Source organism: Oscillatoria sp. FACHB-1407 (genome assembly GCF_014697545.1).
Taxonomy (GTDB): domain Bacteria; phylum Cyanobacteriota; class Cyanobacteriia; order Elainellales; family Elainellaceae; genus FACHB-1407.
This window is the reverse complement of the sequence record NZ_JACJSA010000003.1, coordinates 501,564-527,059: the sequence shown is the minus strand read 5'-3', so window position 1 is coordinate 527,059 and position 25,496 is coordinate 501,564. Positions and strand designations below refer to the sequence as shown.

Genomic DNA, 25,496 nt, shown 5'->3' with positions numbered 1-25,496 from the left:
CAACGGTGAATTGGCGTTTCGCAACGACTGATGCGCGAGTTAAATTAGGGCGACTATATCCTACGATTGAACCCGGCAAAGTTGATTTGGCAGACCACTAGCATAAACTCATTGCTCAAATGAGCATTCACGTCACAGAAAGAAACTGCTCAAGAGTTACGTCGTTGGAGGAGAAGGGCGATCGCTTCGACTCATCAAGATTTGATACATCCGCTCTTGCTCATCCGCAGTAATCCAAGCGTGATAAATCTCAGTGTGAACCGTCACACTATGCCCCATTTGCCGTGCTGAGAGAGTGTCAGGGAGTCCAAACCGAATCGTCCGAACTGCCCAGCAGTGGCGTAAGTCGTAGGGGACAAAAGGAACGCGATAGCGAGCAAATGCATGAGTGACCCGATTTCCTATCGCTGAATTGTTTTTTCCCGTAACCTGTGGTAACTCTCCCATTAAATCCCAAATCTCAGCCCACTCCGGATAGAAGGGATACACCAGTCGATATCCGGTCTTTGTGTCATCATGCACAGCGAGCACTGGAAACCGCTCAAACGACGACTTAAAGACCTCATGGGGTCTAAGCCCATAAGTGGCTATCAGCCCGTATGCTCGCTTCCACAGTGGGTTAGGGATGCGATCGCGCCAAGTCGTTATTAACTCATCTGATGGCAAATCTCGTGGCTGTACCTGTTTGGGGCTGTACTTTCCACGCAAATTAGCAAAGTTGACCTGTAACCCAGCAAACTCCGCTAATTTACTACAAACAAAAACAAATCGTTTGCGGTTACGAGTGTCAGGAGCAGTAGAGGCGATCGCCTCTGTCAACATTTCCACTGTGAGCACCTGGTCTTGAGGCAACCGCTTAAAAACTTTCACATAGTCATCCTTCCAGGTTGTTTCTGATTGAGGATTGCGATCGCGTCTCGTAAAATAATCACGCTCAAATCGTTCAATCCAATCTGACACCATGACAGAGGGCTGAATCTCATGCCTGAGATAAGGAGTCCAATCAAACTCTTTACAGTCCAGTAGTGCCCCTACTTTGCGAGCCTCCTGCTCTGCCAGCTTCAAACCAGCAGGATTGGCATGATAACCCAGCGGCAGGCGTTGTTGATACGGAGCAGACTTATGGCTATCAGGTCGGGGTGGGAAGGTTGCACGGAGGTAGAGCCGATTCCCAAACCTGAATGCTTACACCAACGTTTGCAGCTTTCAGCCTTCCATTTGCCTGTGCCAGTCTTCCATCAATCATTTGCCTAAATCTTGCCTAAAACTAGAGGGGATATTAGGGATGATTGGGGAGTTTCAGAGATGGTTTACAAAAGTCAGAATCCCCACATCCCTTGCAAACTCCAGGATGTGAGGATTCAGTTTTGAGTAAAAAGATGGCTCAGGCGGGATTTGAACCTGCGACCTTGGGCTTATGAGTCCCCTGCTCTAACCACTGAGCTACTGAGCCAAATATACACAGACGTTACATAGTAACGTGTTAAGAATCAGTATGTAACTGAATTTTCAACTTTATCAAGTTAGCACATTCAGAGGGGCGATCGCTATCTCTACAAAAAGTTTTGAAGCAATTTTGAGACAAATGCACAAAGGGGAGCTAATTCACTCCCCTCACACCAGTTATTGATCAATCACACATCACTGACTGACTAACGAGGCAAATAAGCGATCGGGTTGACAGTGCCTTGGTTGGGCAGGTGAATTTCAAAGTGCAGGTGAGGACCTGTGCTATAGCCCGTACTACCGACAGCCGCAATGTGTTGCCCTTGCTCCACCCGTTGCCCAGCACGTACCAGGTTACGACTGTGGTGAGCATAGCGCGTCATCGTACCATCCGCATGGCGAATTTCTACCATGTTGCCGTAGCCACCAGAGTTCCAACCAGAAAACTCAACCACACCATCAGCAACCGCATAGACAGGGGTGCCAACAGGCGCACCAATATCAATGCCCCGGTGCATTCTGCCCCAACGCCAGCCATAGCCAGAGGTCAATCTGCCCTGTGCAGGCCAGATAAAGCCATCAAAGCGAGGGGCACCATTTGGCAGGTAAGCCTCTGCATCCGGTAGAGGTGGCAGATCGGGGGAAACCATTTGCCCAGCGATAGGTTGCACCAGGGGAGCATAGTTTTCAGATCCCAATGGAGCAACAGCCACTAACTGCGATTGAGCAGGCTCTGATTCAGCTTGAGAGCGTTCCGGTGCTACCACTGGACGCACTTCAGGATTTTGTGCATCAACGGCTTCGCGAGACTGGGATGAGCTAAATTCTGGCTCAGCCACTACCACATCTGTGATGTTGGTTGAAGGAACTGAAAGCAGGTCTGAAGCTGCTGCAACTACTACTGGCTCTTGAGCGGCAACCGACTCAGCCTGAGTTGGAGCATCAACCTCATGAGCACGATAGCGATCGCGCAAATCCAAAATCTCTGCCATCAAGTTCTCTGTAAAGTTGACGGGCTGAGATACCTCAGATTCAACAACAGCACTCGGAGAGACACTCAGAGGTGCAACAGCTACTTGATCTGCCTCATCAGCGGGAACGTTATCTTCACCAGCCACAACTGGCTCAGGAATAACAGGCTCCGAGATATCATCACTAAAAGTGTTTGCATCCGCTTCAGTGACTACCGTCGGTTCAGTCACGATCGTTGGTGCCAGATCAGAAGCCGACACAGCAGGAGTAGCAACTGCCGCGACTAGCTCTTCCTCAGAAGTAGCAGGCTCAACCACTTCTACGGACGACTCAACCGATGGCGTCTCTGGAGCTTTAACTTGCTCAACAGCAGGCATCGGAATCCGCAGTACCTGACCCGCCACAATTAAATCAGGGTTTTGCAAACCGTTAGCATCCATCAAGGAGACTTGAGCAATGTTGTAGACATTGGCAATTTCTCCCAAGGTGTCACCCGGATTGACCCGATAAACAACAGAGTCAGCAGCACTTTCTGCTTGCCCAGACTGTTCTGCGGCAGACGGCATTGTATCGACTTGACCTGTCGGCACTGTCACTAAAGGCTGCGTAACCGAAGTCGAAGACGCTTGTGGGATGATGAGAGATTGATTAGCTCTCAGCCAGTCAGGATCACTGATGCGGTTAGCAGACGCTAACACCTGCTGAGGCAACCCATAAGACAGGGCGATCGCCCCCAATGTTTCACCAGGCTTGACCTGATGCACTACCACGTTAGAGGCATTAGACCCATCCACAACCGAGCTTTGAGATTGAATCTCAGCGATCGGGCGTTGGGATAAAACAGACTCACTTGATGGACTAGCCGCTGACTGCTGCCCCGCCTTAGGAGGATTTGCGCTTAGCTGTCCTGATTCCTCACTCCTCAACTCCGCCAGACTATTTCTCAACTTATCGCGTTCTTGCCGTAGGCGGCTCAATGCCTGATCTCGCTCTGTTTTAGCTTCAGCTTCAGAGTTGGCAGACCAGCTTTGAGCTAAATCTGGGGATGAAACCTGAGCCGAGGTTGGAATGGTGAGAACCTGTCCAACACGAATTGTAGAACTAGAAGTAAGACCGTTAGCAGCCGTAATCGTCTGAACACTGACTCGATAGAGTCGGGCAAGTTGCCAGAGGGTTTGACCTTCTTGAACAACATGCTCAACATCAGTACTCGACGAAACAGGAATCGTATTGGCGGAATCAGCCTGGACCGCGCCGGGGAGAGTAGCAACTTGCTGAGCCAGAGGGGTCACAGCGACAGTTGACTCGGCAACAGGCTCGGCGGCGGCTGCCCCATCATCTTGACGTGGCAACAATAAGCTGGATGCACCCATGGATAGTGCCAAACCAATCATGGCGGCAGAGGTGCGAGCCTTACGATTTACTCCTGTGGGGTTTTGCTTAGACTGTCCTGCCGTAATCTCAACCGAGAACGGATCACAGGAAACAGGCTTAACCTTCTGCGGAAATGCTCGTTTCAAAGAACGACCTCCTAATGAGCAGCGTTTAACTGTCCTTGAGTCACTCAATCTATCACCAGTCAATGACACAAATCACAAGGTAATGAGACTAAGATCACCGACAGTGTCGTATGACTAGGTAAGATTACCCTGCTTCTTTGACTTAAACAAGCTTACACCAGTCAAAAAAAAATTCAATACTGTAACTTTAGGGAAAACTAATCGTTTGAAAAAGTTGCCGCTATGTTACTCAACAACAATGCACCCATGGAATTGAATGATCATCACGGGCTTAGTTTACCCCAGTCGCCATCCGATGTGATCGAGTAAAACTTACTAAACTCAATTCGCTTCAGTAAGAAAATTAAATCACTCGACTTTTTCTAATCATTCATAGCATTGACCAAAGCTCCGGAACCTTTGCTACATATCCGCTGAACTAACTGGGATCTAACCGAAATTTGGCTTTAGCCAGTTGTTCTAACTCCTGCATCGCTAACACACAGCGACGAAGATTAAAACTCAAACCCGTCAAATTTAACACATACCTTCGTGTTAGCTAGGAAAACTTTAATCATCTGAAAACAAGCCCAGGAAGCGGCAAAATCAGTCTCACAATATTTTTGGAGCCGCTTCTTACAGGCAGCATTTTTATAGAAATTTCTTATAGCAACCAATGCATTTTGGTAGCCCATAGCACTGAATCTCACATCTATTTCCCGTGCGATCATTCGCTCTATCAAAAATAAATTGAAGGATTTGGTTGGCTGCAAGGATTTTTCGGGTGGTTATGAACAGCTATTCATCAGCAGATGACTGCATATCTATGAATGCATATATAGCAACCGAAAGGTTGGTTAGGACGGGTGCAGGAGTGGAAACCCTGTCATCGCCAGTCTCCTTTTCTCAACTGTCTCGACAGTTGCTATCTATCCTTCTTTAACCTGATGGAATCAAGATTGTGGGTTGAAACCGCAGCGGTAGCAAAATGCTGAGGACTGAGCAGAAAGTACCGACGCGATCGCCCAATTTATAGCAACTGTCGAGACAGTAGCTATAAGTGCAATTTTCAATGCCTTTAACTTGGATAACAGATGAATATTGCGCTGAACTCAGTGCGTATCTAAGGCAACTGATGCTCTCAGCACTTCAAAAGCCACAAGCTTATGAGCAATCTGCGTTTAACGGGGCAGAGCGAGATGGGACGTTCGCCAAATTGCCAAGCTGACGATACGCCTCAAACAAACCAACGGCAACACTGACCGACAAATTGAGACTACGAACTCCTGTTTGCGTCATCGGAATGTAAAGCGTGTGATGACAATGACTGAGCACCGATGGGGGTAAGCCCTTTGTTTCACAACCAAACAGTAACCAATCCGTAGGTTGAAACTGAAATTGTATATAACTACAAGTTCCTGAAGTGCTGAACCCAATCCACCGTCCTTCCTGAGTCTGGTAAAACTCCTGAAAAGCCTCAAATGAGGGGTGGTAGTGGAGCTTGACGTATTCCCAGTAGTCAAGACCTGCTCTTTTTAAATAGCGATCGCTAATTTCGAAGCCCAATGGACCCACCAAATGCAGCTCTGTCTCAGTTGCAGCGCAGGTTCGGGCGATATTGCCCGTGTTGGGTGGAATTTCTGGATTAACAAGAACCACGTGCGGCATGACGTTGAACGATAAGAAATTAAGATGAGTGATTTAGAAATGAGCGGATATAAGACCTCGCTCTTATAGTTTTTCTTTATCAATTATTCTCATATCAAGAAATTTTGGGATTTGATTACTGTTTAAAGCAGACCGTTCAGAATGAACAACAGCATCAAACCCTTGAGTGGTAAGGAATGCGACCAGTTGACATAGTACTTCCCTATGGTTTTGTCAGTTCCCATAGGAAATTCATATACCTTTGACTCCATCAAGCTACTAATGGCTGACATAACTCTCTGGCAAGAGCCGCTTCATCGTTTGCAGCCGTTTGGATTGCTTGCATTAAAACAGCCTGGGGGTCTAACCCTTGCTCACACAGCTTGAGCCATTTCTGCGCCTCATTGCCTTCTCGCAAAATTTTCCGGAGCGGCAACAAGAAACAACTAAATCCGTGTTTTTTGGCGATCGCCCACACCTCGTGATAGAGCTGATCCACCCAATCTCGTGCTTGAATCGGCTGACCATCTTTCCAGTGTTTCAGTTCAGCATCCAGACTGTGATGCGCCGCAGCTAACTCATTCGCATCCGTCAGAGTAACCAGATCGCTTGCCCGAGTTGATAACGGCAACTGGCTATTCACTAGCGGGTCGAGCAGTGGGTTTTCCATCAGTTGCAGGATACGGGCTTCTAACAGGGCAGCGATCGCCAGGAGTGACACTGGATCCGAAACCAGATCACAGATTCGCAGTTCTAGACGGTTCAAATTGTAAGGGCGGCGATCGCCGTTGGGGCGTACCGATGACCATAGATGGCGCACGTTTTGCATCGTGCCCAATGCCAACTGGGCTTCAGTCCACTCTATATAATGTGCGTGGCTTTCAAACAGCGGCACCTCCGCCGGAGTTTTTGGGAACACACTCCAGCGAGTGGAGTGACTTCCAGTGATTTCCCCATTGAGAAACGGAGATGAGGCACTCAGAGCTAGATAGAGCGGTGCTTCCACCCGCACGAGACGACAGGCACGCATCAATACATCAGGGTCACTGATGCCAATGTTGATGTGAATGCTGGCAGTGACGACAGTCGTCCCGTAGGTCTGCTCAATATAGGTGTGGTAAGGATTAGCCGGGTCAGAGCGATAGAAGCGATCGCCTCCACCCAACGCCAGGGTGCTCCCCGGAATGAGGGTGTAATCACCCAGTTTTTGCAAATAGGTTCGCAATTGCTGGCGGGGGCGCACCAGATCGCACAGCAACCGTTCATAGCGGCACAGGGGAGGAGTTGTATATTCCACATTGCGGCTATCAGGTTCTCGGGCAAACCCATGCAAATCCGCCACAATCCGATCTGAAAAACCGACAATATCGCCTTGGGGCGTGCCAGTATACATCTCTACTTCAAAGCCTTTTGACAGCATCCCAATTTTCCCCAAGGCAAATACAACCTCTTCTAGTATCTGAGAAAAGTTGACTGGCGTGTTAAATGAAGTCTGAGAAGGGCAGTTTTTGGCAGGATGAAGGATAAAGGCTGAAGGATGAACGGCTTCACTCCCTACTCCTTACTCCCCACTCCCTTGTCCCTTACATAGATCTTGCCGAAATCTGGAGATGATCGAGTAAACGTGGATCAGTAAAATCAGCAACGACTAAAACAGTTCCCAGGGCTTCAAGTTCTTCAGGGGCATGAGTGGAGGCAACGCCAACCGTTGGAATGCCCGCTGCAACCGCCGAGCGAATCCCAGAAGGCGAATCTTCAAAGGCGATCGCCTCCTCTGCCGTCACCCCTAACCGCTCCAGCGCAACCTGATAGGGCATGGGGTCTGGTTTTCCTCTGGGCAACTCTTGCCCCAACACCACGAGCGGAAAGATCGCCTCTAATTTCAAGGTTTGCAGCATGAATTGGGCATTTTCCACCGGGGCATTGGTGACGATCGCCCGCAAAAATTGCTGATGTTCCATCCAGGTCAACACCTCCATCAAACCCGGCATTGGGGTTAAAAGCTGGGTGGCTCGCTGGCGAAAGTCTGCCTCCTTGCGATCGCTCACGGCTTGCCCCTCTTCAGCAGACAACTGGGGCAACACATCCTTGACGATCGCCGGATTCAACCGTCCACTAAACTTAGCTTGGTAAAAGGGGCGATCGATTTCGACCCCATATTCCTGCAAAACGGCTTTCCAGGTCTGGAAATGGATGGGATCGGTATCGGCGATCGTCCCATCCAGATCAAACAGTAAGGCTTTTAGATTAACCAAAGGTTGAACCATTCCAACCCCACATCATGCCTTTTGCATCGGCAAACTCAATATAGGTTCGATTGGCAGGCACACCCAGTGTGGCGGTGACAATTTGAGAAAAGTCCTGGCTCATGGCTTTCGTTTGAGTGCCACTCATGGTGCCAACACTTTTAATCTCGATGTAACAGGTTGGCTCGGTCGTGCCTCCAAATGTCATGGCTACGTCAGGTTCAAAGGCGGTCATCACATAGGACTCTGACTTACCCGTGTGTTTTGCCAGGTGAGCAGAGAGTTGCTTGAGCAACGCCTCAACTGTGGTGCGATCGGGTGTGGCGATCGACGATTGCACTTTAATGAATGGCATTCGCTTCTAGCCCCCGTACTGCCAACCTGTACTTTCCAACAAGAGCGGATTGCCTTCTCGGTGAATCCCAGACGCAATCACTTCGCCTACGTACACAGTGTGATCACCCTGCTCGACAGAGCCAACGACCCGGCACTCGACAAAGCCCAATGAGTCCGAAATGATTGGGCAGCCCGTCTCGCCCAGATAAAACTCCACATCTTCAAACTTGTTGCCAACGCGACGCAGGGGCTTAAAGAATTTTTGCGCCAAGTCTTTTTGTCCATCTTCCAGGAAACTCAGGGCGAACACCTGACTGGCTTTAATCATGGCGTGAGAAATGGATTTTTGGTTGACGCAATTCACGACTAACGGTGGCTGAAATGAGGCTTGCATTACCCAACTTGCCGTAAACCCGTTGACGTCTTCCCCATCCTTAACTCCGCAGATATAAAGACCATGAGGGATCTTGCGGAGCATCGTCTTTTTCGCTTGTTCGTCTAGCAAAGCTTTACCCTTCTTAACGTGCGTCACACGTTCAGTTTAGATCAAACCCTGCTCCATAAGATTGCTCCATAAGATAATGAGAGAGTGCCTCACCTCCTTAACACTTAGACTGACAGACCGCATTGCTATGACTTCTACTCCTCCTGCACTTGCCGATTTAGATTACATCGCTTATCTCGATGAAAGCGGACAACTCACCCCAGGTTGGGAGGGCAAAGTTGGGGTATACGCCATTTTTAATCAGGAAAAGACGTTGCAGTTCATTGGCTACTCGCGAGATGTGGCATTGAGTTTGCGGCAACACTTAGTCCGACAACCTCAGCAGTGTTATTGGGTCAAGGTCAACACCATCGATCGCCCCAGTCGCACGGTGCTAGAAGAAATCCGCGATCGCTGGATCGCTGAAAATGGTGCTATCCCTGTGGGCAATGCAGAACAGGAAGCCTTGTGGAGCCAACCAATTGATGCTAAACAAAGCATGAACCGTGACGAACAGCAGATCTACGCAGCAGGCGACGAGCTTGCCCAAATCAAGCTGCTGAAACAAGTAGCCCGTCGAGTGGAGGAGCAAGTCCTGGCGGCTCTGGCTGAACGAGGCGTGCAAATGCAAATTCGCTTCAACCCCAAATTGAAGGAAAGCGGTTTGCTCGACCTGAAGTAAAAATCCGGAGAGTTTGTTGAATCCCTTGAAGTTCGCTATGGGCATCATAGGCTGTCACTATCTAAATTAAATGTCCGCAGAACCTGTACCCACAGAATTGATATGACACCCCTGCTTTTAAACAATCGCTATCAAGTTATCCAAACCCTGGGATCGGGCGGCTTCGGTACAACCTTTTTAGCCGAAGACACGCAAATGCCGTCTCGTCGTCGGTGTGTCATCAAGCAACTCAAACCCATCACCAACAACCCAGAGGTTTACAAACTAGTCCAAGAGCGATTTCAACGAGAAGCAGCCATTTTAGAGGAATTGGGGGATGGGAATAGCCAGATTCCCAGGTTGTATGCCTATTTTGCGGAAGCAGGCGAGTTTTACCTGATTCAAGAATGGATTGAAGGGGTCACCCTACGCGATCGCATTCAAACTGAGGGAATCGTCGGTGAGGCACAGGTCAAGCAGATTTTAATCGATATCTTGCCTGTCTTGACTTATGTTCATGACAAGCGCATCGTCCACCGTGACATAAAGCCAGACAATATTATTTTGCGAAAGCGGGACGGAAAACCCGTCCTAATTGACTTTGGTGCCGTTCGAGAAACGATGGGAACGGTGGTCAACTCCCAGGGGCAATCCGCAAGCTCAATTGTCATCGGGACACCGGGGTTCATGCCATCGGAACAGGCAGCAGGTCGCCCCATGTATTCCAGCGATCTCTACAGCCTGGGATTGACAATGATTTACCTGTTGACGGGCAAATTTCCCCAAGAGTTGGATCTCGACCCGCAAACCGGAGAGGTGATTTGGCGACAGCATGCCCCTACAATGAGTGCGGATCTACTGGCAGTGCTGGATAAATCCATTCAGTACCACCCGCGCGATCGCTATGCTACAGCTCAAGATATGCTGGTCGCGTTACAGGGAACGGCTGAAGTTGCCAGTTCTCCCATTGTCGATCGCCACCCCCTCGGTTCCTCAGTTCCGCCCACAGTAGCGGCTCCGACGATCGCCCAAGCTCCCGGTACTCAAGACTTGCCCGCAACGATCATCAACTCTCCTCAACCTCGACCCAGCCAGCCCAATGTCGTACAAGGCGAGTTTAATCAGATTCCGTCTGGAAGCATCAGCCCATCTGACACTCGTCAGAATTTACCAGACGAGGTACCGGGATGGAACTGGGGAGCATTTTTGCTGCCAGGATTGTGGTGCATTAACAATCAAGTTTGGATCGGTTTGCTTTCGTGGTCGGGGTTTGTCACTGGAATGCTAGGTTGGTTAGCGGGTGGATTTGTCCTGGGTGTCAAAGGTAATGAATGGGCATGGAAGAGCCGCCGTTGGCGCAGCCTTGAAGATTTTAAGCGCAATCAACGCCACTGGGCGATCGGGGGAATTGTCACCTGGGGCAGTTTGGTTGGATTAATTACGGCGATCGCTATTTTTGTGCCTCCCGCCCCTGAGTCATCCTCCAATGATTTTCCCTCCGGCAACGGCTCCAATAGTCCAGAAGAACAAAGCACTGGGCAAACGACCAACGTGTTTGGAACTTCTGAGTCACTCAGCCCACCAGACACTTATATTGATGGCACCTGGAATCTCAATTACACTCTGGGCGACCAATCTCATCAAGCGACATTGTTAATGCAGGGCGTCACTGGAACATTGACGGTGAAATCAACCGGACCTGCTGGATCAACACAAACCGTGCAACAAACCATGCAACTCTGGTCTGCCCCCAGTGGATTGATGGTGTTGGGATACAACCCCACCGATTCGGCAACTCAAGCTGCCAAAACAGACTATCCGGCTGATAACTTCCTATTTCAACCGCAAGCCGATGGTTCAATGGTCGTGAAAAGCTGCAATGATGCTGGTGCCTGTGGAGATGTCGCCGCAGAATTGCTCGCCACACCTTAAATTGGTTTCATCTGATACCGATTTAATGTTTGATTGTGGCCGATCACTGGGTAGGGGCGTTTCGCGAAACGCCCTTACGGAATCATGTGCAGCGAAGCCAATTCAAATTGGTATGACATCGAATGCGGTATACGAAAAAAGCCTCGCAATGCGAGGCTTTTTTCAGCTTCTTGTAAGGGTATAGCCGTAGCCACATTCGATGGGACAGAGGCGACTCAGGAAGCTTTATCCAAACAGACAACCTAGTGTTGCATCACAGTTATAAAGTCGGGGTAGTGCGAGCATCTTGCTCGCGCCGTGAGCGAGACGCTACACCGACAATCCTAAAAATTAAGGTGTGACGCTGCACCAGGAATCTGCCTGGTTAGAAAATGAGCAAAAGTACAAATTCACTATTTAATAGCGACTTTGCCGCCTGCACCTTCGAGTGCTTTCTTGGCTTCCTCAGCAGCTTCTTTAGCGACGCCTTCTTTAACAGGCTTGGGAGTAGATTCCACCAAATCTTTGGCTTCTTTCAGACCCAGACCAGTCAATTCGCGGACTGCCTTCAATACCGCAATCTTCTTGTCGGCAGGGACTTCTTCCAGAATGACATCAAATTCAGTCTGTTCTTCCACTTCCTCAGCGGGAGCAGCCGCACCACCAACGGGAGCAGCCATTGCGAAACCACCTACTGGAGCAGCCGCAGAAACGCCAAAGGCTTCTTCAATTTGTTTGACTAACTCAGCCGCTTCTAACAAAGTCAGCGACTTAAGTTTCTCCAAAATTTCATCAGTTGTAGCAGACATGAGGTTAACTCCTGTAAAAGTAATCAGTTTGGTAGTCAGCTATTCATTAGCAAACAGCCAGAATAGCCATTGTTGATGCTATTGACACCAACCGAACCACAGCTTCTATGCGGCTTCTTTATCTTTGTCAGCGATCGCCTGTAGAGCACGCGCCAACGATCCGGGCACTTCCTTAATACCCACAGCCAATTTGGTTGCCACACCATTGATAGCACCAGCCACTTGACCCATGAGTTGCTCTTTCGAGGGCAAGTCACCGATTGCCTTCACATCGGCTTCGCTCAAAGCCCGACCTTCCATCACGCCACCGCGAATCGCGGTCTTTTTAGACGCTCTCTGAAAGTCTTGATAGGCTTTGATCGCTCCAGCCACATCATCCTTGACAAGCAAAAACGCAGAGGACTCTTTGCAGAATTCTCTAATCGGTTGCCACTTAGAATCACTGTCTGACGCAAGACGCATCAACGTGTTCTTAGTGACCTTACACTCAGTACCTGTCGGACGCAGCCGCTTACGCAGATCCGTAATTTCCGCAACGGACAGACCTTTGTAGTCGATCACAATGGCAAGCTGGGCTTGGCTCAAGCTTTCTTTTAGCTCAGCAACAATGTCCTGCTTATTTTCAAGTGTTCTTCCCATTCCTTATCTCACCTCCTTAATGGTTGGGTTCCTATCCTGAAATCAAATCTGCCTCTACGCCAATCCCATCAACCAAACAAAAACCCCAGTCATAAGAACCGGGGTTTCGATGTTTTGCACTCACGCCCAAACAACTTTCTAGATCTTTGGGGATCGTAATGAGCAAACCTCGGCAGGGTATTAAGCTTATCGCACCTGCTGTCTCCGGCTTGGCGTATTTAGTTGTGAGGCATGTTACAAACTTATTCCTCCAGCAAACGCTGAGATGTTGTATGAGCAAACCGAGTCATAAGTTGAGCCAGCTCTAAATGTCTAAGCTGCATCACTCAATTTCAAGTCGCGGAGTGAGTTGATATCAACTTGAATGGAAGGTCCCATCGTAGCAGATACATAAACGGTTCGCCAGTAACGCCCCTTCGCTCCAGAGGGGCGGTTGCGATCGATCGTTTCCTGCAAAGCTTTCAGATTCACCAGCAGGTCTTCAGGAGTGAAGGTTGCTTTGCCAAACATAACGTGGACGATACCAGAGCGATCGGCACGGAATTCCAATTTACCAGCTTTGAATTCAGAAATGGCTTGAGCAATATCGAAGGTTACAGTGCCGCCTTTGGGAGATGGCATCAAACCACGAGGACCAAGCAAACGACCCAGCTTCGCAACCTGAGGCATCATGTCAGGAGTAGCAACCAGGACATCAAAATCCATCATGCCCTTTTGGATTTCGTCAATCAGTTCTTCAGAGCCGGAAATGTCTGCTCCAGAGTTAGTCGCTTCGGTGACTTTTTCACCTCGCGCAATCACCGCTACTCGGATGACTTGCCCGGTTCCCTTGGGCAGGGCAACGGTTGTCCGCAACTGTTGGTCTGTGTACTTGGGATCAATTCCCAAACGAATATGAGCTTCGGCTGATTCGGGAAACTTTGCAGTGGCAGTTTCCTTCAGGAGTTGCAAGGCCTCTAACGGTTCATATGCCCGCTCTTCCACTTTTTTCTGTAGCTCTTGCAAGCGACGTGATACTTTCTTGGTCATAATTTCATCCCCTGGGGTTATCACGAGGCGATCGCCTCTCCCCCACTAAAAGTTTATTGACTGAAAAATGAAATGAGTAATTTCAGGTGAAGTGTAATCCTCAGCCTGTAATTGTAACACCCATGTTACGGGCAGTGCCCTCAACGATCTTCATTGCTGCCTCAACGTCATTAGCGTTAAGGTCAGGCAGTTTGGTTTGAGCAATCTCGCGCAATTGGGTTCTGCTAATGGAACCAACTTTCTTCTTGTTAGGCTCTCCCGAACCAGACTCAATCCCGGCTGCCTTCTTAATCAAGACAGAGGCAGGAGGAGTCTTCAGTACAAACGTAAAGCTCCGGTCTTCATACACTGAGATTTCAACTGGGATGACTAGACCCGCTTGATCAGCCGTTCTAGCGTTATATTCCTTGCAAAACATCATGATGTTGACCCCGTGTTGACCCAAAGCAGGACCAATCGGAGGAGCCGGGTTTGCCTTCCCAGCCGTAATCGCTAACTTAATAATCGCAACAACTTTCTTTGCCATGATTCACTAACTCTGCTTTTGAACCTGATTAAATTCCAGCTCAACTGGAGTATCGCGCCCGAAGATAGAGAGCAACGCCTTCAACTTGCTACGTTCTGGGCTGACCTCAATGACCTCGCCTTCAAAATCTTTGAAAGGACCAGAGAGCACCAAAATTTTGTCACCAGCCGCCATATCGATTTTGATGATTGGCTTCTGTTCCTGTGCTTGTTTGAAGATACGCTCCACCTCAGATGCAGAAAGAGGCATAGGCTTAACATGCCCTCGACCCCGTCCATACCGCCGTTTTTGCTCGGCTCCTACAAAGTTAATGACGTTGGGAGTATTTTTGACCACCTGCCAGGTGTCATCATCCATCACCATCCGCACTAAAACATAGCCAGGAAAGACTTTTTCGCTACCTTCCTTAGGCTTCGTACCCTTTTGGGGTTTCAGAATAGGGGTTTGGGGGATTTCGATCTGCAAAATCCGGTTTGCCACGTCGAGCGTTTCAATTCGCTGTTCAAGGTTTAGCTTGACCCGATTTTCACAACCCGATGCAACTTGAACCGCATACCAGCGAGAAGCCTGATGGAGATTCTCTTCGTTATCTTCATCAGGGGACATTACATTGTCGGATTCGTCTGAGGCAATCATCAGAACACCTTTGTAGCTCCCCAACTGAAGAGCTTGTCAACTAAGTAAATCAGGGTTGCAGAGAGAGTCACCATGAGAATGACCGCAAAAGATTCACTGATCAGTTGCTGACGGCTGGGCCAGACCACCTTATCCAGTTCTTCCTTTGTGCCTTGCAGAAAGGTCGTGACGCTAAATCCCGGCTGAGCATCTTGCGATGCTTTCGGCTCTTTAGCCTCTGTCTTTGTCTCTGTTTCGTCCTTCTTCGCCACGATGACTTGCTCCTAAATTGGAGTGTTAAACCATAAACAACAAACGTAAGCTTCTGTGGGAAGCTATTCCAACCTGTGCCGTCGCCTTAAAAACTCAGGGTAGTTATTGACAGATGCATCCTCTTAAAGAAAGAACAATCCGTCTCAACCCCTCTAAAGCCCTTAAAACAGAGCTTTTTCATCATAACATTCGGAAAACGATCCAAAGGCAGTAGATAAACTGGGTAGAGGGCAACAAGCATAGCTCTCTAAGCGCGCCCTGGAGGACTCGAACCCCCGACATCAGGTTTTGGAGACCTGCGTTCTACCAACTGAACTAAGGACGCAAAAGCTGAGAGGATACTCAGCGATTCTTACCCAGTTTAGCAGGTATAGACACTCTTATAAGGCGCGATCGAACCGTTGTTTCAAGCGAGTTGCTTTACCAACGCGATCGCGGAGGTAGTAGAGCTTCGCTCGACGTGCCATACCTCGACGAATAATCTGGATGCTGGCGACACGAGGTGAATGAAGCAGGAATACCCGCTCAACCCCAACGCCTTGAAAAATCCGCCGGACAGTAATCGTTTCGTTGATACCACCATTGCGCTTTGCAATGACTGTACCTTCATAGGGCTGTACCCGTTCTTTGCCACCTTCTTGAATGACAACGCCAACTTTGACGGTGTCACCGACGTGAATGATGGGCAGATTATCTTTCAGTTGCTCCGCTTCAATGGAGCGGATAATTTCTTGAGCGTTCATAGGACTGCCAAAGACACAGTTTCTAATAATACCTTGTGAAGAAGGTCAAAGTCTAGAGGTAAATCCCTTTAAATCCATCATTTGAGATGAGGCCGTAGTCATCATACAGGGCAGGTCAACAACGGTTTGACACCGAGAGACGTGAGTCTTGCTGAGCATGAACTCTTAAATCCTTATTAAATCTACGGTTACATCCCCCCAGTGAGGATTGAATTCTCATAGCAAGAGACGTTTACTGATCTGGTGTAACTCCCGCTTAATGGATTGCTTACTGATGCGGCTGACAGTCACTTGAGCAAAACCTGAACCAATCCGTGTAGAACTGTGCTTGCATCAGCCAGTGGCAACATAAAGGCTATTCGTTAGAAGCAAGAACCAGATTTTACTTCAGCAGCCAAATGTCAGCCGTTTAGGCCACAGAACTAACGTTTCCGTCAATCAGACAGTAGGGTCAATATTTTGGTATGAAAAAGCACTCTTTGAAGCTGGCAGCGTTGTTTCTCATTCTGCCAGGCTTGCTTCAGGCTTGTGCGGGTAGTACTCCGCAAGCGACAACCCCCGAAACGGAACAGACAACATCAACATCCCCGGAGGCTGAAGCAGCAGGAGAAACAGGAACTCTACAAATTCGGGCTAATGGAGAAGACTTTGTTCGGCAAGGCTTTGTGTCCAAGGATGGTTGGGAGATTAGCTTTGAACATCTTTATGTGAATCTGGCTGATTTAACGGCTTATCAAACTGATCCGCCTTACGACCCGCAAGCGGGTGGTGACCTGCAAGCCAAGCAGCAGGTCACGGTTGAGGAGGTGAAAACAATTGACCTGGCAGAGGGAGATGAAAACGCAGAGCCATTGCTGGTGGAAGAGATAGAAGCCCCAGCAGGTCGCTATAATGCTCTTTCCTGGCAGATGGTGAATGCACCCAGTGGTCCAGCAAGTGGTTATGCGCTGGTGATTCAGGGAGTTGCAACCAAGGGCGGCGAAATGATTAACTTCACGCTGAATGTAGACGAAGAGCTAGCGTTTAGCTGTGGTGACTTTGTCGGTGACGAACGCAAGGGCATTTTAGAACCAGGTGGAACGGCTGAATTAGAGGCAACGTTCCACTTTGATCATTTATTTGGAGATGGGGATGCCCCTCCTGAGGACGAGATTAATACGGGTGCTTTAGGCTTTCAGCCGTTAGCCGATCTGGCTGAAGGGGGCGAACTCACAGCGGATACGTCTGACCTGGAACAGAATCTTTCGGCAGAGGACTACAACACATTGATCGAAATTTTGCCGAGCCTGGGTCATGTTGGGGAAGGGCATTGCGAGGAGACACGGTTAGCGACATGAAACGAACGTTTGTGATTCCTCTAGCCCTGATTTCGGTTGTAGGTTGGCAGGTGAAGGCGATCGCCCATGGAGTTGGCATTACCTATGAGGCGGCTCAAGCGATCGCCCTTCAGGCTAACTACGATAGTGGCGAACCGATGGCAGAGGCTCAAGTGTCTGTGTATTCTCCAGACGATCCATCTACCCCCTGGCTGAAAGGGACTGCCGATGAATCGGGTCGCTTTGTATTTGTACCTGACTCCTCGATCCCTGGAAATTGGGAAGTACAGGTCAGGCAGGCGGGACATGGCGAGATCTTGATTATTCCCATCGGTGGGGAATCAGGAGTGTTGGGCGACACGACAACAAATGGCGAGTCAAACAGCCAGATTGCATCCGGCATCGGCGACAACCTCTCGCTGCCCCAGAAGGGGCTCATGGCAGCTTCCGTGATTTGGGGGTTTGTTGGCACAGCTTTGTTCTTTATCGCCAGGAAAAAATAGCGATGCACATTCCCGATGGTATTCTCCCAGCTTCAGTGTGCATTGCGGGGTATGCGATCGCCGCTCCTGTGGCGTGGTATTCACTGCGCCAGATCAATCGGCTGAAAGACCCAACTGAAGAACTACCCAAAGCTTCCTTGCTGACGGCTGCCTTCTTTATTGCGTCTTCGATTAACATTCCTGTCCCGCCTTCCAGTGTTCATCTCGTGCTGAATGGGTTGCTGGGCTGTGTGTTGGGTTATTTTGCCTTTCCTGCCATTCTGGTGGGTTTGTTTTTTCAAGCGATTATGTTTGGGCATGGTGGATTGACAACCCTGGGGGTAGATGCGGTAATGATGGGCATTCCAGCCTTAGCGGCGTATCACATCTTTCAAGTGCGTCATGCCTTCAGGCAAAAGTTGGGTAAGAAATTAGCAACTAACGTATTTGCATTTCTTGCTGGGGCACTGGGTTTAGGACTTTCAGCCGTAATTTTCTTTTTCCTGGTGGTTACTAACATTCCGTCTGGATTTGACGCTCAAACGGAACAAGCAGCGGTTTATGGGCTGACGCTGGCTCACCTGCCACTGATGCTGATTGAGGGCACTTTTACGCTGCTATTAGTCCTGTTTTTGCAACGGGTGAAACCAGAACTAATCGAGCGGCGAGGGTAATGCATGAGATTTGAATTAGATGAATATGCCTATTTGGATTCACCGTTGCACCGTTGGGAACCCCGATTTAAGCTGATTGGCTTGCTGGTGCTGATCTTCGCGTTTGCCTCCGTCAAGGATCTGCGGTTAGTGCCTGTGGTGTTAGCGATCGCCGCTGTTCTCTATCTCCTCTCCAAAATGCCACTCTCCTTTTTGTTGAGTCGGTTGCGCTATCCCGGTTTCTTTTTGCTGGGAGTGATTTTGCTGCTGCCGTTTTTCTCTGGGGAGACGGTGATCTGGCAATGGGGGGCGTTGACCCTGCGGCAGGAGGGCATTTTGGCAATGCTGCTGGTGGTTGGTCGGTTTCTGGCGATCATTACAACTGCGCTCATTTTGATGGGCACAACGCCTTTCCTGACGTTTGTCAAGACAATGCGATCGCTTGGTTTACCCAGTTTGATTGCTGACATGACACTGCTGACCTATCGCTATCTTTATGACATTGCTGCCAATCTCAGTACGATGCAGCAGGCTATGCGGCTGAGAGGATTTGGTAAGTCGTCTCGAACAAAACGTCTGCCCTTTGTGCCTGATTTGCATGAGTTGCGACTTCTGGCGTCGCTTGCCGGAACATTGCTCGTGCGGAGCTATGAGCAATCCGAAAGAATTTACAAAGCTATGCGACTGCGAGGGTATGGTAGCGAAAAATTTAAAGTTCACCCAGTTTATGCGAGTCCAACCTCATCCCCAGCAACCTTAAACACCTGGAGCGGGGCTGGTTTAGTGTTTACGCTCCTGGTCGCGACTGGTTTGGTCGTGGCAGAAATTCTTTAGTTTCGTCTGCAAAATATGACTTCCATCAAACCCTTTTCTCACGTCAGTAATTCACTGGAGCAGATCCAATGGGCAATTGCAATCCAAAACTTATGTTTTTGCTATCCCAATGAACCCAACGTTTTGCAGGACATCAATTTGCACATCAGAGCCGGAGAACGCATTGGTGTGATTGGTCATAACGGTTGTGGTAAAACGACTTTTTTTAGATTGGTCTGTGGTGTTTTGAAACCCATCTCTGGCGAAATTGTGGTGTTTGGTGAGCCGATTCTGCCGGGAGATTTTCGCCCAGAAATTGGCTTACTGTTTCAAGATCCAGACGATCAGCTGTTTTCGGCTTCTGTGCGAGACGATGTAGCGTTTGGTCCTCAAAATATGGGGTTACCGCCGGAAGAAGTCGATCTGCGTGTTCAAGAAGCGATCGCCCTCACGGGGTTACAAAGCCTCTCTCATCGTCCACCTCATCACCTCTCTGGGGGTGAAAAACAGATGGTGGCGATCGCTGGAGTGTTAGCTATGCGTCCCCGGATCATGTTGTATGACGAACCGTCTGCCAATTTAGATTTGCGGGCTCGGCGTCGGTTAATTCGCTTTTTGCAGCGATCGCAAGAGACATTGCTCATCTCCGCTCATGATTTGGAGTTGATTTTAGAAGTGTGCGATCGCGTTATTTTGATGGATGAAGGGCGAATTGTGGCAGATGGTGATCCCCAACACATTATGGGTAATCAAGAATTGATGGAACGGCATGGGTTAGAAAAACCTCATTCCTTGATGCCGCATCGTGATCCTCACCATTAACTATCTGCTGTTTATACACATCTCTGCTTCTCCCAAGTAGACACTCGGTTGCGTTGATCGACTTGAAAACCAGGCACTGGGGGATTCTCCCCCAAACTCCCTAGCAGAAGGTGTCTCGGTTCACCCACAGGCGCGCTTCGCATTGGTTCCAAGTACGGCGGGTCAAGCCTTATTAAAACTGGTCAAGCCTCTTGAAAAAGGCTCAAAGTCTTCAATTTCAAGGCTTTGGAAAGTTGAAAGGACTTATAGCCGTAGTCACTTGGGTTAAAACGGGGTGCAGGGGTTCCACCCCTGACTGGGGGCGCAGCCTCAACACCCCCTCTGTCCTAGATCAAGTGGCGGTAGCGATAGCGGCGGTTTCAACCACCGCAATCCTTGAACCCAAACTCAGGTTACAATCTAGGGCTGTAGCGGTGGACGGTGCTTATGCTGTGGCAGAGATTGCAGAGGGGATTTGGCTGGTTGCTCAACTTAGTCATCTGTTTGAATGTGGTGCTTGCGCTGGGTTCGTTACCGCATCTCAGCGATATGGCGATCGCCCTACCCGCCAATCAGGGCATGGTCACCGAGTTGCATGTGCAGTTGGGCACTCCCGAAGGGGAATTGAAGTACGTCCCCGATCACTTTGATGTAGAAGCAGGCAGACGCTACAAGCTGGTGTTAGAAAACCCCAGTCCCCAAAAGCACTACTTCACCGCCAAAGATTTTGCCGATGGCATCTGGACGCAAAAAGTTGAAGCCGGAAACGTCGAAATCAAAGGAGCGATTCACGAACTGGAGCTAAAACCAGGGGCGATCGCCGAATGGTTCTTTACCCCGTTAAAGGTTGGCACCTATGAACTTCACTGCCCAATCGCAGGACACACTGAAGCAGGCATGACAGGAGAATTGGTCATCCGTCCTTAGCTATGGATCAGGCAAAACTGAGCTACCTTAAGAGAGGGGCATTTGTGCCTCTGCTCACTTCTTGCCATTTCTCTGCTATCCATGAATTTTTTGACTAGCATCCTCTCGCAACCTGCCCCTGGACCTCGGATTAAAAAACAACGCCGGGGAGCTGAAATTAAATCACCTCAAGAGATTGAGATCATGCGGCAGTCTGCCCGAATTGTGGCAACGGTGCTCAAAGAGATTTCAGAGATGGTGCAACCGGGAATGACTACGGCTGATCTGGATGACTACGCCGAAAAGCGCATTCGCGAGATGGGTGCAACTCCCAGCTTCAAAGGCTATCACGGGTTCCCGGCATCAATCTGCGCCAGCATCAACAACGAAGTAGTGCATGGCATCCCCAATCGCAAAAAGGTGATTTGCCGGGGGGATGTCCTCAAGGTTGATACGGGTGCGTTTTACAACGGATTTCACGGTGACTCCTGCATCACGATCGCCGTAGGTGAAGTGACTCCCGCTGCGGCTAAGCTGATTCAAGTGGCAGAAGAAGCTCTCTACAAAGGGATCGAGCAAGTCAAAGCAGGCAATCACTTATTGGATATTGCAGGCGCGATTCAAGATCACGTCGAAGCAAATGGCTTTAAGGTCGTTGAAGATTTCACCGGACATGGTGTGGGTCGCAATTTGCATGAGGAACCGTCTGTGTTTAACTACCGCACGCATGAGATGCCCAATGTCAAACTCAAAGCGGGCATGACCCTGGCGATCGAACCCATTCTCAATGTAGGTTCAAAATTTACCCGCACCCTTGCCGATCGCTGGACAGTGGTTACAGTCGATCGCTCCCTCTCAGCGCAATTTGAACACACGGTGTTAGTAACTGACAAAGGCTACGAGATTTTGACCGATCGCACACAAGTTTAGTGATGGTCAATCGGTCAATGGTCAATGGCTAATAGTCAATCGTTCATAGTCAATTGTTGATCAAGGGTTAGTAGTCAATGGTAAATCGCTAGAAAAATGGTTACTACAACACGCCTCACCTTTGAAGAATATTTGACTTACAGCGACGGTACAGATACTCGTTATGAGTTGGTGCAGGGTGAGCTAGTTCCTATGAGTTTGGGAGAGGGACAACACGGAGCGATCGCAGAGTTTTTGAACGATGTCTTTCGCGCTGAAATTAAGCGATTGGGAAGGGAATGGACATCTAAACAGATGACAGTGGGTATTCGATCGCCTCGTGGGGGGCGTTGGGATACCTCTCGCATCCCTGATGTAATGGTGATCTCTCTAGAACAGTGGCGCAATCTGAGAACCCGTGAAGCCGTGATTGAGTTGAATGAGCCTGCTCCCTTTTTGGTTGTAGAGGTGGTTATTGAAACTACTAAAACTGTAGACTACCGGGCTAAACGATTGGAATATAACGTGCGGGAAATCCCCGAATATGTCGTGGTCGATCCCCTAAGCTCGAAAATCACAGTATTTAACTCGATCGAAGGTTTGTATGAGGCGACTGAGTTTTTGGGGGGCGATCGCGTTCAACTTCAAACCTTTCCAGAGCTATCGTTGACGGTCGAGCAAGTGCTAGAAGCTGAATAATGCAAGATTGAAAGGTTAGCCTCTTGATCACCTTGCCATGTTGCTAAATCTTCAGTTAGAACAACCCAAAATGGACTGTATTATAAGGACAAGAAGAACAATGGAACCAGATAAAGCGTAGGTTTCCAATTGGGCACAAATTTTGGGGTGAAGTTTTAAGGATTAACCCCTTTGGTGTTTTTGTGAATCTAGGTTATCCCAATCGCAATACTTATCTGTTATGTGGAATCATAGACGTTGCTACGCGCTCTGGTTGTGACTCATTTGGTTTACCAGAAGATATTTCTGAATGGCCACAGGTTGGTCAGAGAGTTCATTGCAAGGTAATTGCTCATCGAGAACACAATAAACAGGTAGATTTGCGATTGGTGCGGTAAAAGTTTGATTGTTAATTAATGAGATAACAATCCTTTAGAAACCTTATAAATTGCTCCGGTTAGAATTGAGATTAAGAAAGTTATCGTGAAGTCAAATCGATGGTAGTTCGTCAACCTCGCTACAGTAAAGAGGAATTTGCTCAGCGTGGCACTGAGGTTTATGAATCTCAAGTCCGTCCACAGGTAGAAGCTGGCAATCATGGAAAGATTGTGGCAATCGATATTGAAACTGGGGCTTTTGAAGTTGCAGACACGCCAATCATGGCAACTGACAAGCTCTACGAGCGATACCCCGATGCCCAGCCCTGGGTAATTCGGATTGGGCATCGTGCAGTTTATCGATTTGGTTCGCGGAGCCTAAAACGTCCAGTATGATGCAAGGCTTTGTAAATCAGAATTGTGAAGCCATCATTCGGATTGCTGTTGGCTCTGCCGATGCTCCAAAACAAATGGTTGAAGCGTTGATTGATACAGGATTTACAGGTTTTCTATGTCTTCCGCCATCTACAATTCAATCACTTGGCTTGCCCTGGATATTTCGTGATATTGGGACATTGGGTGATGGTAGCGAAGTTGTTTTTGAAATGTATCGTGCAACTGTCATTTGGGATGGTCAGATTCAAGTTGTAGATGTGGCAGAATCGGAGGCAGAGCCTTTAGTGGGGATGAGCCTGCTACGTGGATTTAGGCTTCAGATTGAAGCAATCGAAGGTGGAATTGTCGCTATCGAACTTTTAGGGTAATTAAATGGACTTCCCTTTATGAAAGTGATGGGCAAGTAGAGCGATCGCCGCTGGAAAGATGCGGTGCTCCTGCACTTGAATGCGTTGGTGCAGGGTTTCAAAGGTGTCATTCGGTAAGATTGGGACGGCTGCCTGCATGATGATGGGTCCGCTATCGACTTCTAAACGCACCAGGTGAACCGTGCAGCCTGTGATTTTGACCCCTGCGGCAAGAGCCTGTTCGACTGCGCGCGCCCCTCGAAAACTGGGGAGCAAACTGGGGTGGATATTCAGCAGGCGATCGGGAAAGGCGTTAATCAGCACATCGGTGACAATCCGCATCCAACCTGCCATGACGATCAAATCCACCTGATATTGCCGCATGGTTTCAGCGATCGCCCCATCCAATGCTTCTCGGCTCTCAAATTCGCGATGATTCAGTAACACCTTCGGAATGCCCCACCGATCAGCGCGGGTCGCTGCCTTTGCATCAGGGTTGTTATACACCAGCACTTGAATCTGGGCATTCAGTTCCTGATCCGCAATCGCTTGAGCGATCGCCTCAAAATTGCTGCCACTGCCCGATGCCATCACCCCCAACCGCAACGGTGGCTCTGAAAAATGAGGGGCGATCGCGGCAATATCGGGTGACACTAAACTAGCGGTTACCGCACTGGAGGAACTGTTTTGTATCGTCTGTGGCTCAACACTGACTGACGAGACATCAGAAATCATGAATCGAAAAAGAATTACACAGTATGGATGCTTACCCTACCATTGTTACAGCAGTTTTTAATGGTTAATCGTCCATGGTCCATGGTCAGTGGTCAAGCCCTGTCCGCTCTAACGAAACTCTGATTGCTTGGGCTTTTTTAGCTCCTGCCTTAATTTTGTTAGGCATCTTTGTGCTCTTCCCGATCGCCTATTTGGGTTATCTCAGCTTTACAGAGGGCAGTTTCACCCGTGCGGGCGTTCGCTGGATTGGGGTAAGAAATTATTGGCGATTGCTGATTAATCCTGACTTTTGGCAAGTGCTGGGAAATACGCTTTACTTTACTCTCGCCACATTGATTCCCAGTCTGGCAATTCCGCTGGGGTTAGCCGTGCTGCTGGATCGTGCTTTCGCACTTCGAGGGATATTGCGGACTGCCTACTTTATTCCCTCGATTACATCCCTCGTTGCAGTGGGGTTGGGGTTTCGCTGGCTCTTTCAAAATGATGGACCCGTTAATGCGGCTTTGGGGGCCATTGCCCTTGATCCGATTCCCTGGTTGGGTAGCACGACCTGGGCAATGCCTGTATTAATCGTGCTCAGCATCTGGAAACAATTGGGATTCAACATGGTCGTTTTTCTAGCAGGGCTGCAAACCATTCCGCAAAATCGCTATGAAGCGGCTGAACTGGATGGAGCCAATGGCTGGCAACAGTTTTGGCACATCACGCTACCGGGGTTGCGTCCTACTCTGATTTTTGCGGCTGTTACGACAGCGATCTTTACCCTACGCAGTTTTGAGCAACCCTATGTGATCACAGGCGGAGGACCGTTGAACTCTACTAATCTTTTAGTCTTCTACATCTATGATGAGGCGTTTGCTCAATTTGATTTTGGTTATGCCGCCGCTGCCGCCACAATTTTGTTAGCTGCAACTTTGGTTCTCGTTTATTTACAGTTGCGATCTCAGGAGGACTCGACCGCTCCATAAGAGGAATGGTGAGGCGGAGAGCGGGTGTTTTCTTAGCCAGGGCGCAAGCTGTACCTAATGTCAGGTTTAAGATGCTGCATATTCCTCTGCCCTACCTTGAATGGCGATCGCTACATTCGCTATATATCAGAAGATATATGTAAAGTTTTTGCCCAGAAGGTTATTAATCCCAAACTTTTTTCTATATTTACTCAAAACATTTTGTATAGTTTTGAGTACAGTGTTTTTGCCAGATTAAGTCGCTTATTCATCAACGCGGCTTGTATTGTCCCAACTTCC

At 48.9% G+C, this 25,496-nt stretch carries 29 protein-coding genes, 2 tRNA genes and 1 other annotated feature; of the genes, 14 read left to right on the top strand and 17 right to left on the bottom strand.

The genetic code is table 11. The annotated features are described in order from the left end of the window. Positions 1-156: 156 nt before the first annotated feature. From H6G89_RS08260 to H6G89_RS08225, 8 genes are all read right to left on the bottom strand, one after another. Positions 157-1,065: a site-specific integrase gene (locus H6G89_RS08260; RefSeq protein ID WP_199336578.1), complete on the bottom strand. Its 909-nt coding sequence runs from the start codon at positions 1,063-1,065 to the stop codon at positions 157-159. Positions 1,066-1,380: 315 nt separating this feature from the next. Further along, positions 1,381-1,453 (bottom strand) — tRNA-Met (locus H6G89_RS08255). 199 nt (positions 1,454-1,652) lie between these two features. Continuing rightward, positions 1,653-3,938, bottom strand: a complete 2,286-nt coding sequence (locus tag H6G89_RS08250) for a LysM peptidoglycan-binding domain-containing protein (protein WP_190504824.1) — start codon at positions 3,936-3,938, stop codon at positions 1,653-1,655. A 1,143-nt stretch (positions 3,939-5,081) separates the two neighbouring features. Then, positions 5,082-5,585 carry a tRNA (cytidine(34)-2'-O)-methyltransferase gene (locus H6G89_RS08245; RefSeq protein WP_190504822.1) on the bottom strand — a complete coding sequence of 168 codons (504 nt, stop codon included), beginning with the start codon at positions 5,583-5,585 and terminating at the stop codon, positions 5,082-5,084. A gap of 250 nt (positions 5,586-5,835) precedes the next feature. Continuing rightward, positions 5,836-6,984 (bottom strand): glutamate--cysteine ligase, encoded by a 1,149-nt coding sequence (gene gshA, locus H6G89_RS08240; protein ID WP_190504820.1) that lies wholly within the window; start codon positions 6,982-6,984, stop codon positions 5,836-5,838. 163 nt (positions 6,985-7,147) lie between these two features. After that, the gene (locus H6G89_RS08235) at positions 7,148-7,831 is read right to left on the bottom strand and encodes an HAD family hydrolase (protein WP_190504818.1); all 684 of its coding nucleotides are present in this window, start codon (positions 7,829-7,831) and stop codon (positions 7,148-7,150) included. Further along, a complete protein-coding gene (locus H6G89_RS08230) occupies positions 7,812-8,165 on the bottom strand; it encodes a phenylpyruvate tautomerase MIF-related protein (RefSeq protein ID WP_190504816.1) in 354 nt (117 codons plus the stop codon). Before H6G89_RS08230 ends, H6G89_RS08235 begins: the two co-directional genes overlap by 20 nt. A gap of 6 nt (positions 8,166-8,171) precedes the next feature. Further along, positions 8,172-8,651 carry a flavin reductase family protein gene (locus H6G89_RS08225; RefSeq protein ID WP_190504815.1) on the bottom strand — a complete coding sequence of 160 codons (480 nt, stop codon included), beginning with the start codon at positions 8,649-8,651 and terminating at the stop codon, positions 8,172-8,174. A gap of 127 nt (positions 8,652-8,778) precedes the next feature. On the opposite strand from H6G89_RS08225, the gene H6G89_RS08220 reads away from it, so the two are divergent. Both H6G89_RS08220 and H6G89_RS08215 read left to right on the top strand, forming a co-directional pair. Next, positions 8,779-9,312: a GIY-YIG nuclease family protein gene (locus H6G89_RS08220; RefSeq protein WP_190504814.1), complete on the top strand. Its 534-nt coding sequence runs from the start codon at positions 8,779-8,781 to the stop codon at positions 9,310-9,312. A gap of 102 nt (positions 9,313-9,414) precedes the next feature. After that, positions 9,415-11,223 (top strand): serine/threonine-protein kinase, encoded by a 1,809-nt coding sequence (locus H6G89_RS08215; RefSeq protein WP_190504813.1) that lies wholly within the window; start codon positions 9,415-9,417, stop codon positions 11,221-11,223. Positions 11,224-11,615: 392 nt separating this feature from the next. On the opposite strand, the gene rplL is transcribed toward H6G89_RS08215, so the two are convergent. The 8 genes from rplL to rplS form a co-directional block, all read right to left on the bottom strand. Next, positions 11,616-12,011, bottom strand: a complete 396-nt coding sequence (gene rplL / locus H6G89_RS08210) for a 50S ribosomal protein L7/L12 (protein WP_190504812.1) — start codon at positions 12,009-12,011, stop codon at positions 11,616-11,618. 105 nt (positions 12,012-12,116) lie between these two features. Next, entirely contained in the window at positions 12,117-12,650 is a 534-nt protein-coding gene (rplJ, locus tag H6G89_RS08205; RefSeq protein WP_190504811.1) for a 50S ribosomal protein L10, read from the bottom strand. 68 nt (positions 12,651-12,718) lie between these two features. Beyond that, positions 12,719-12,876 (bottom strand) — a sequence feature (ribosomal protein L10 leader region). 86 nt (positions 12,877-12,962) lie between these two features. Then, entirely contained in the window at positions 12,963-13,679 is a 717-nt protein-coding gene (gene rplA / locus H6G89_RS08200) for a 50S ribosomal protein L1 (protein WP_190504810.1), read from the bottom strand. Between the two features lie 100 nt (positions 13,680-13,779). Continuing rightward, the gene (gene rplK, locus H6G89_RS08195; protein WP_190504809.1) at positions 13,780-14,205 is read right to left on the bottom strand and encodes a 50S ribosomal protein L11; all 426 of its coding nucleotides are present in this window, start codon (positions 14,203-14,205) and stop codon (positions 13,780-13,782) included. A 6-nt stretch (positions 14,206-14,211) separates the two neighbouring features. Next, entirely contained in the window at positions 14,212-14,844 is a 633-nt protein-coding gene (gene nusG / locus H6G89_RS08190; RefSeq protein WP_375539684.1) for a transcription termination/antitermination protein NusG, read from the bottom strand. Further along, positions 14,841-15,092, bottom strand: coding sequence for a preprotein translocase subunit SecE (gene secE / locus H6G89_RS08185; protein WP_190504807.1), 252 nt, complete (start codon positions 15,090-15,092; stop codon positions 14,841-14,843). The genes nusG and secE overlap by 4 nt, the downstream gene beginning before the upstream one ends. A gap of 253 nt (positions 15,093-15,345) precedes the next feature. After that, positions 15,346-15,418, bottom strand: a tRNA-Trp gene (locus H6G89_RS08180). Positions 15,419-15,473: 55 nt separating this feature from the next. After that, positions 15,474-15,836 carry a 50S ribosomal protein L19 gene (gene rplS, locus H6G89_RS08175; RefSeq protein WP_190504806.1) on the bottom strand — a complete coding sequence of 121 codons (363 nt, stop codon included), beginning with the start codon at positions 15,834-15,836 and terminating at the stop codon, positions 15,474-15,476. Positions 15,837-16,300: 464 nt separating this feature from the next. On the opposite strand from rplS, the gene H6G89_RS08170 reads away from it, so the two are divergent. The 11 genes from H6G89_RS08170 to H6G89_RS08120 all read left to right on the top strand — a co-directional run bounded on the left by H6G89_RS08170 (position 16,301) and on the right by H6G89_RS08120 (position 23,535). After that, positions 16,301-17,173 (top strand): DUF4382 domain-containing protein, encoded by an 873-nt coding sequence (locus tag H6G89_RS08170; RefSeq protein ID WP_190504805.1) that lies wholly within the window; start codon positions 16,301-16,303, stop codon positions 17,171-17,173. Beyond that, entirely contained in the window at positions 17,170-17,655 is a 486-nt protein-coding gene (locus H6G89_RS08165; RefSeq protein ID WP_190504804.1) for a carboxypeptidase-like regulatory domain-containing protein, read from the top strand. Before H6G89_RS08170 ends, H6G89_RS08165 begins: the two co-directional genes overlap by 4 nt. Positions 17,656-17,657: 2 nt before the next feature. After that, positions 17,658-18,308, top strand: coding sequence for a cobalt transporter CbiM (gene cbiM, locus H6G89_RS08160; protein WP_190504803.1), 651 nt, complete (start codon positions 17,658-17,660; stop codon positions 18,306-18,308). 3 nt (positions 18,309-18,311) lie between these two features. Beyond that, entirely contained in the window at positions 18,312-19,121 is an 810-nt protein-coding gene (gene cbiQ, locus H6G89_RS08155) for a cobalt ECF transporter T component CbiQ (protein WP_190504802.1), read from the top strand. A 15-nt stretch (positions 19,122-19,136) separates the two neighbouring features. After that, positions 19,137-19,922: an energy-coupling factor ABC transporter ATP-binding protein gene (locus H6G89_RS08150; RefSeq protein ID WP_190504801.1), complete on the top strand. Its 786-nt coding sequence runs from the start codon at positions 19,137-19,139 to the stop codon at positions 19,920-19,922. 426 nt (positions 19,923-20,348) lie between these two features. After that, positions 20,349-20,828 carry a cupredoxin domain-containing protein gene (locus tag H6G89_RS08145; protein ID WP_190504800.1) on the top strand — a complete coding sequence of 160 codons (480 nt, stop codon included), beginning with the start codon at positions 20,349-20,351 and terminating at the stop codon, positions 20,826-20,828. Positions 20,829-20,909: 81 nt separating this feature from the next. Further along, positions 20,910-21,737 (top strand): type I methionyl aminopeptidase, encoded by an 828-nt coding sequence (map, locus tag H6G89_RS08140; RefSeq protein ID WP_190504799.1) that lies wholly within the window; start codon positions 20,910-20,912, stop codon positions 21,735-21,737. A 96-nt stretch (positions 21,738-21,833) separates the two neighbouring features. Beyond that, on the top strand, positions 21,834-22,415 hold the full coding sequence (locus tag H6G89_RS08135; RefSeq protein ID WP_190504798.1) for a Uma2 family endonuclease: 582 nt from the start codon (positions 21,834-21,836) through the stop codon (positions 22,413-22,415). Positions 22,416-22,525: 110 nt separating this feature from the next. Next, the gene (locus H6G89_RS36360) at positions 22,526-22,792 is read left to right on the top strand and encodes a S1 RNA-binding domain-containing protein (protein ID WP_190504872.1); all 267 of its coding nucleotides are present in this window, start codon (positions 22,526-22,528) and stop codon (positions 22,790-22,792) included. 99 nt (positions 22,793-22,891) lie between these two features. Further along, positions 22,892-23,167, top strand: coding sequence for a hypothetical protein (locus H6G89_RS08125; RefSeq protein WP_190504797.1), 276 nt, complete (start codon positions 22,892-22,894; stop codon positions 23,165-23,167). Further along, positions 23,164-23,535: a clan AA aspartic protease gene (locus H6G89_RS08120; RefSeq protein ID WP_190504796.1), complete on the top strand. Its 372-nt coding sequence runs from the start codon at positions 23,164-23,166 to the stop codon at positions 23,533-23,535. The genes H6G89_RS08125 and H6G89_RS08120 overlap by 4 nt, the downstream gene beginning before the upstream one ends. On the opposite strand, the gene purN is transcribed toward H6G89_RS08120, so the two are convergent. Further along, positions 23,536-24,249 carry a phosphoribosylglycinamide formyltransferase gene (gene purN / locus H6G89_RS08115; protein WP_190504795.1) on the bottom strand — a complete coding sequence of 238 codons (714 nt, stop codon included), beginning with the start codon at positions 24,247-24,249 and terminating at the stop codon, positions 23,536-23,538. A 74-nt stretch (positions 24,250-24,323) separates the two neighbouring features. Between purN and H6G89_RS08110 the strand changes: the two genes are divergently transcribed. Further along, the gene (locus tag H6G89_RS08110; protein WP_190504794.1) at positions 24,324-25,217 is read left to right on the top strand and encodes a carbohydrate ABC transporter permease; all 894 of its coding nucleotides are present in this window, start codon (positions 24,324-24,326) and stop codon (positions 25,215-25,217) included. Positions 25,218-25,496: the final 279 nt, after the last annotated feature.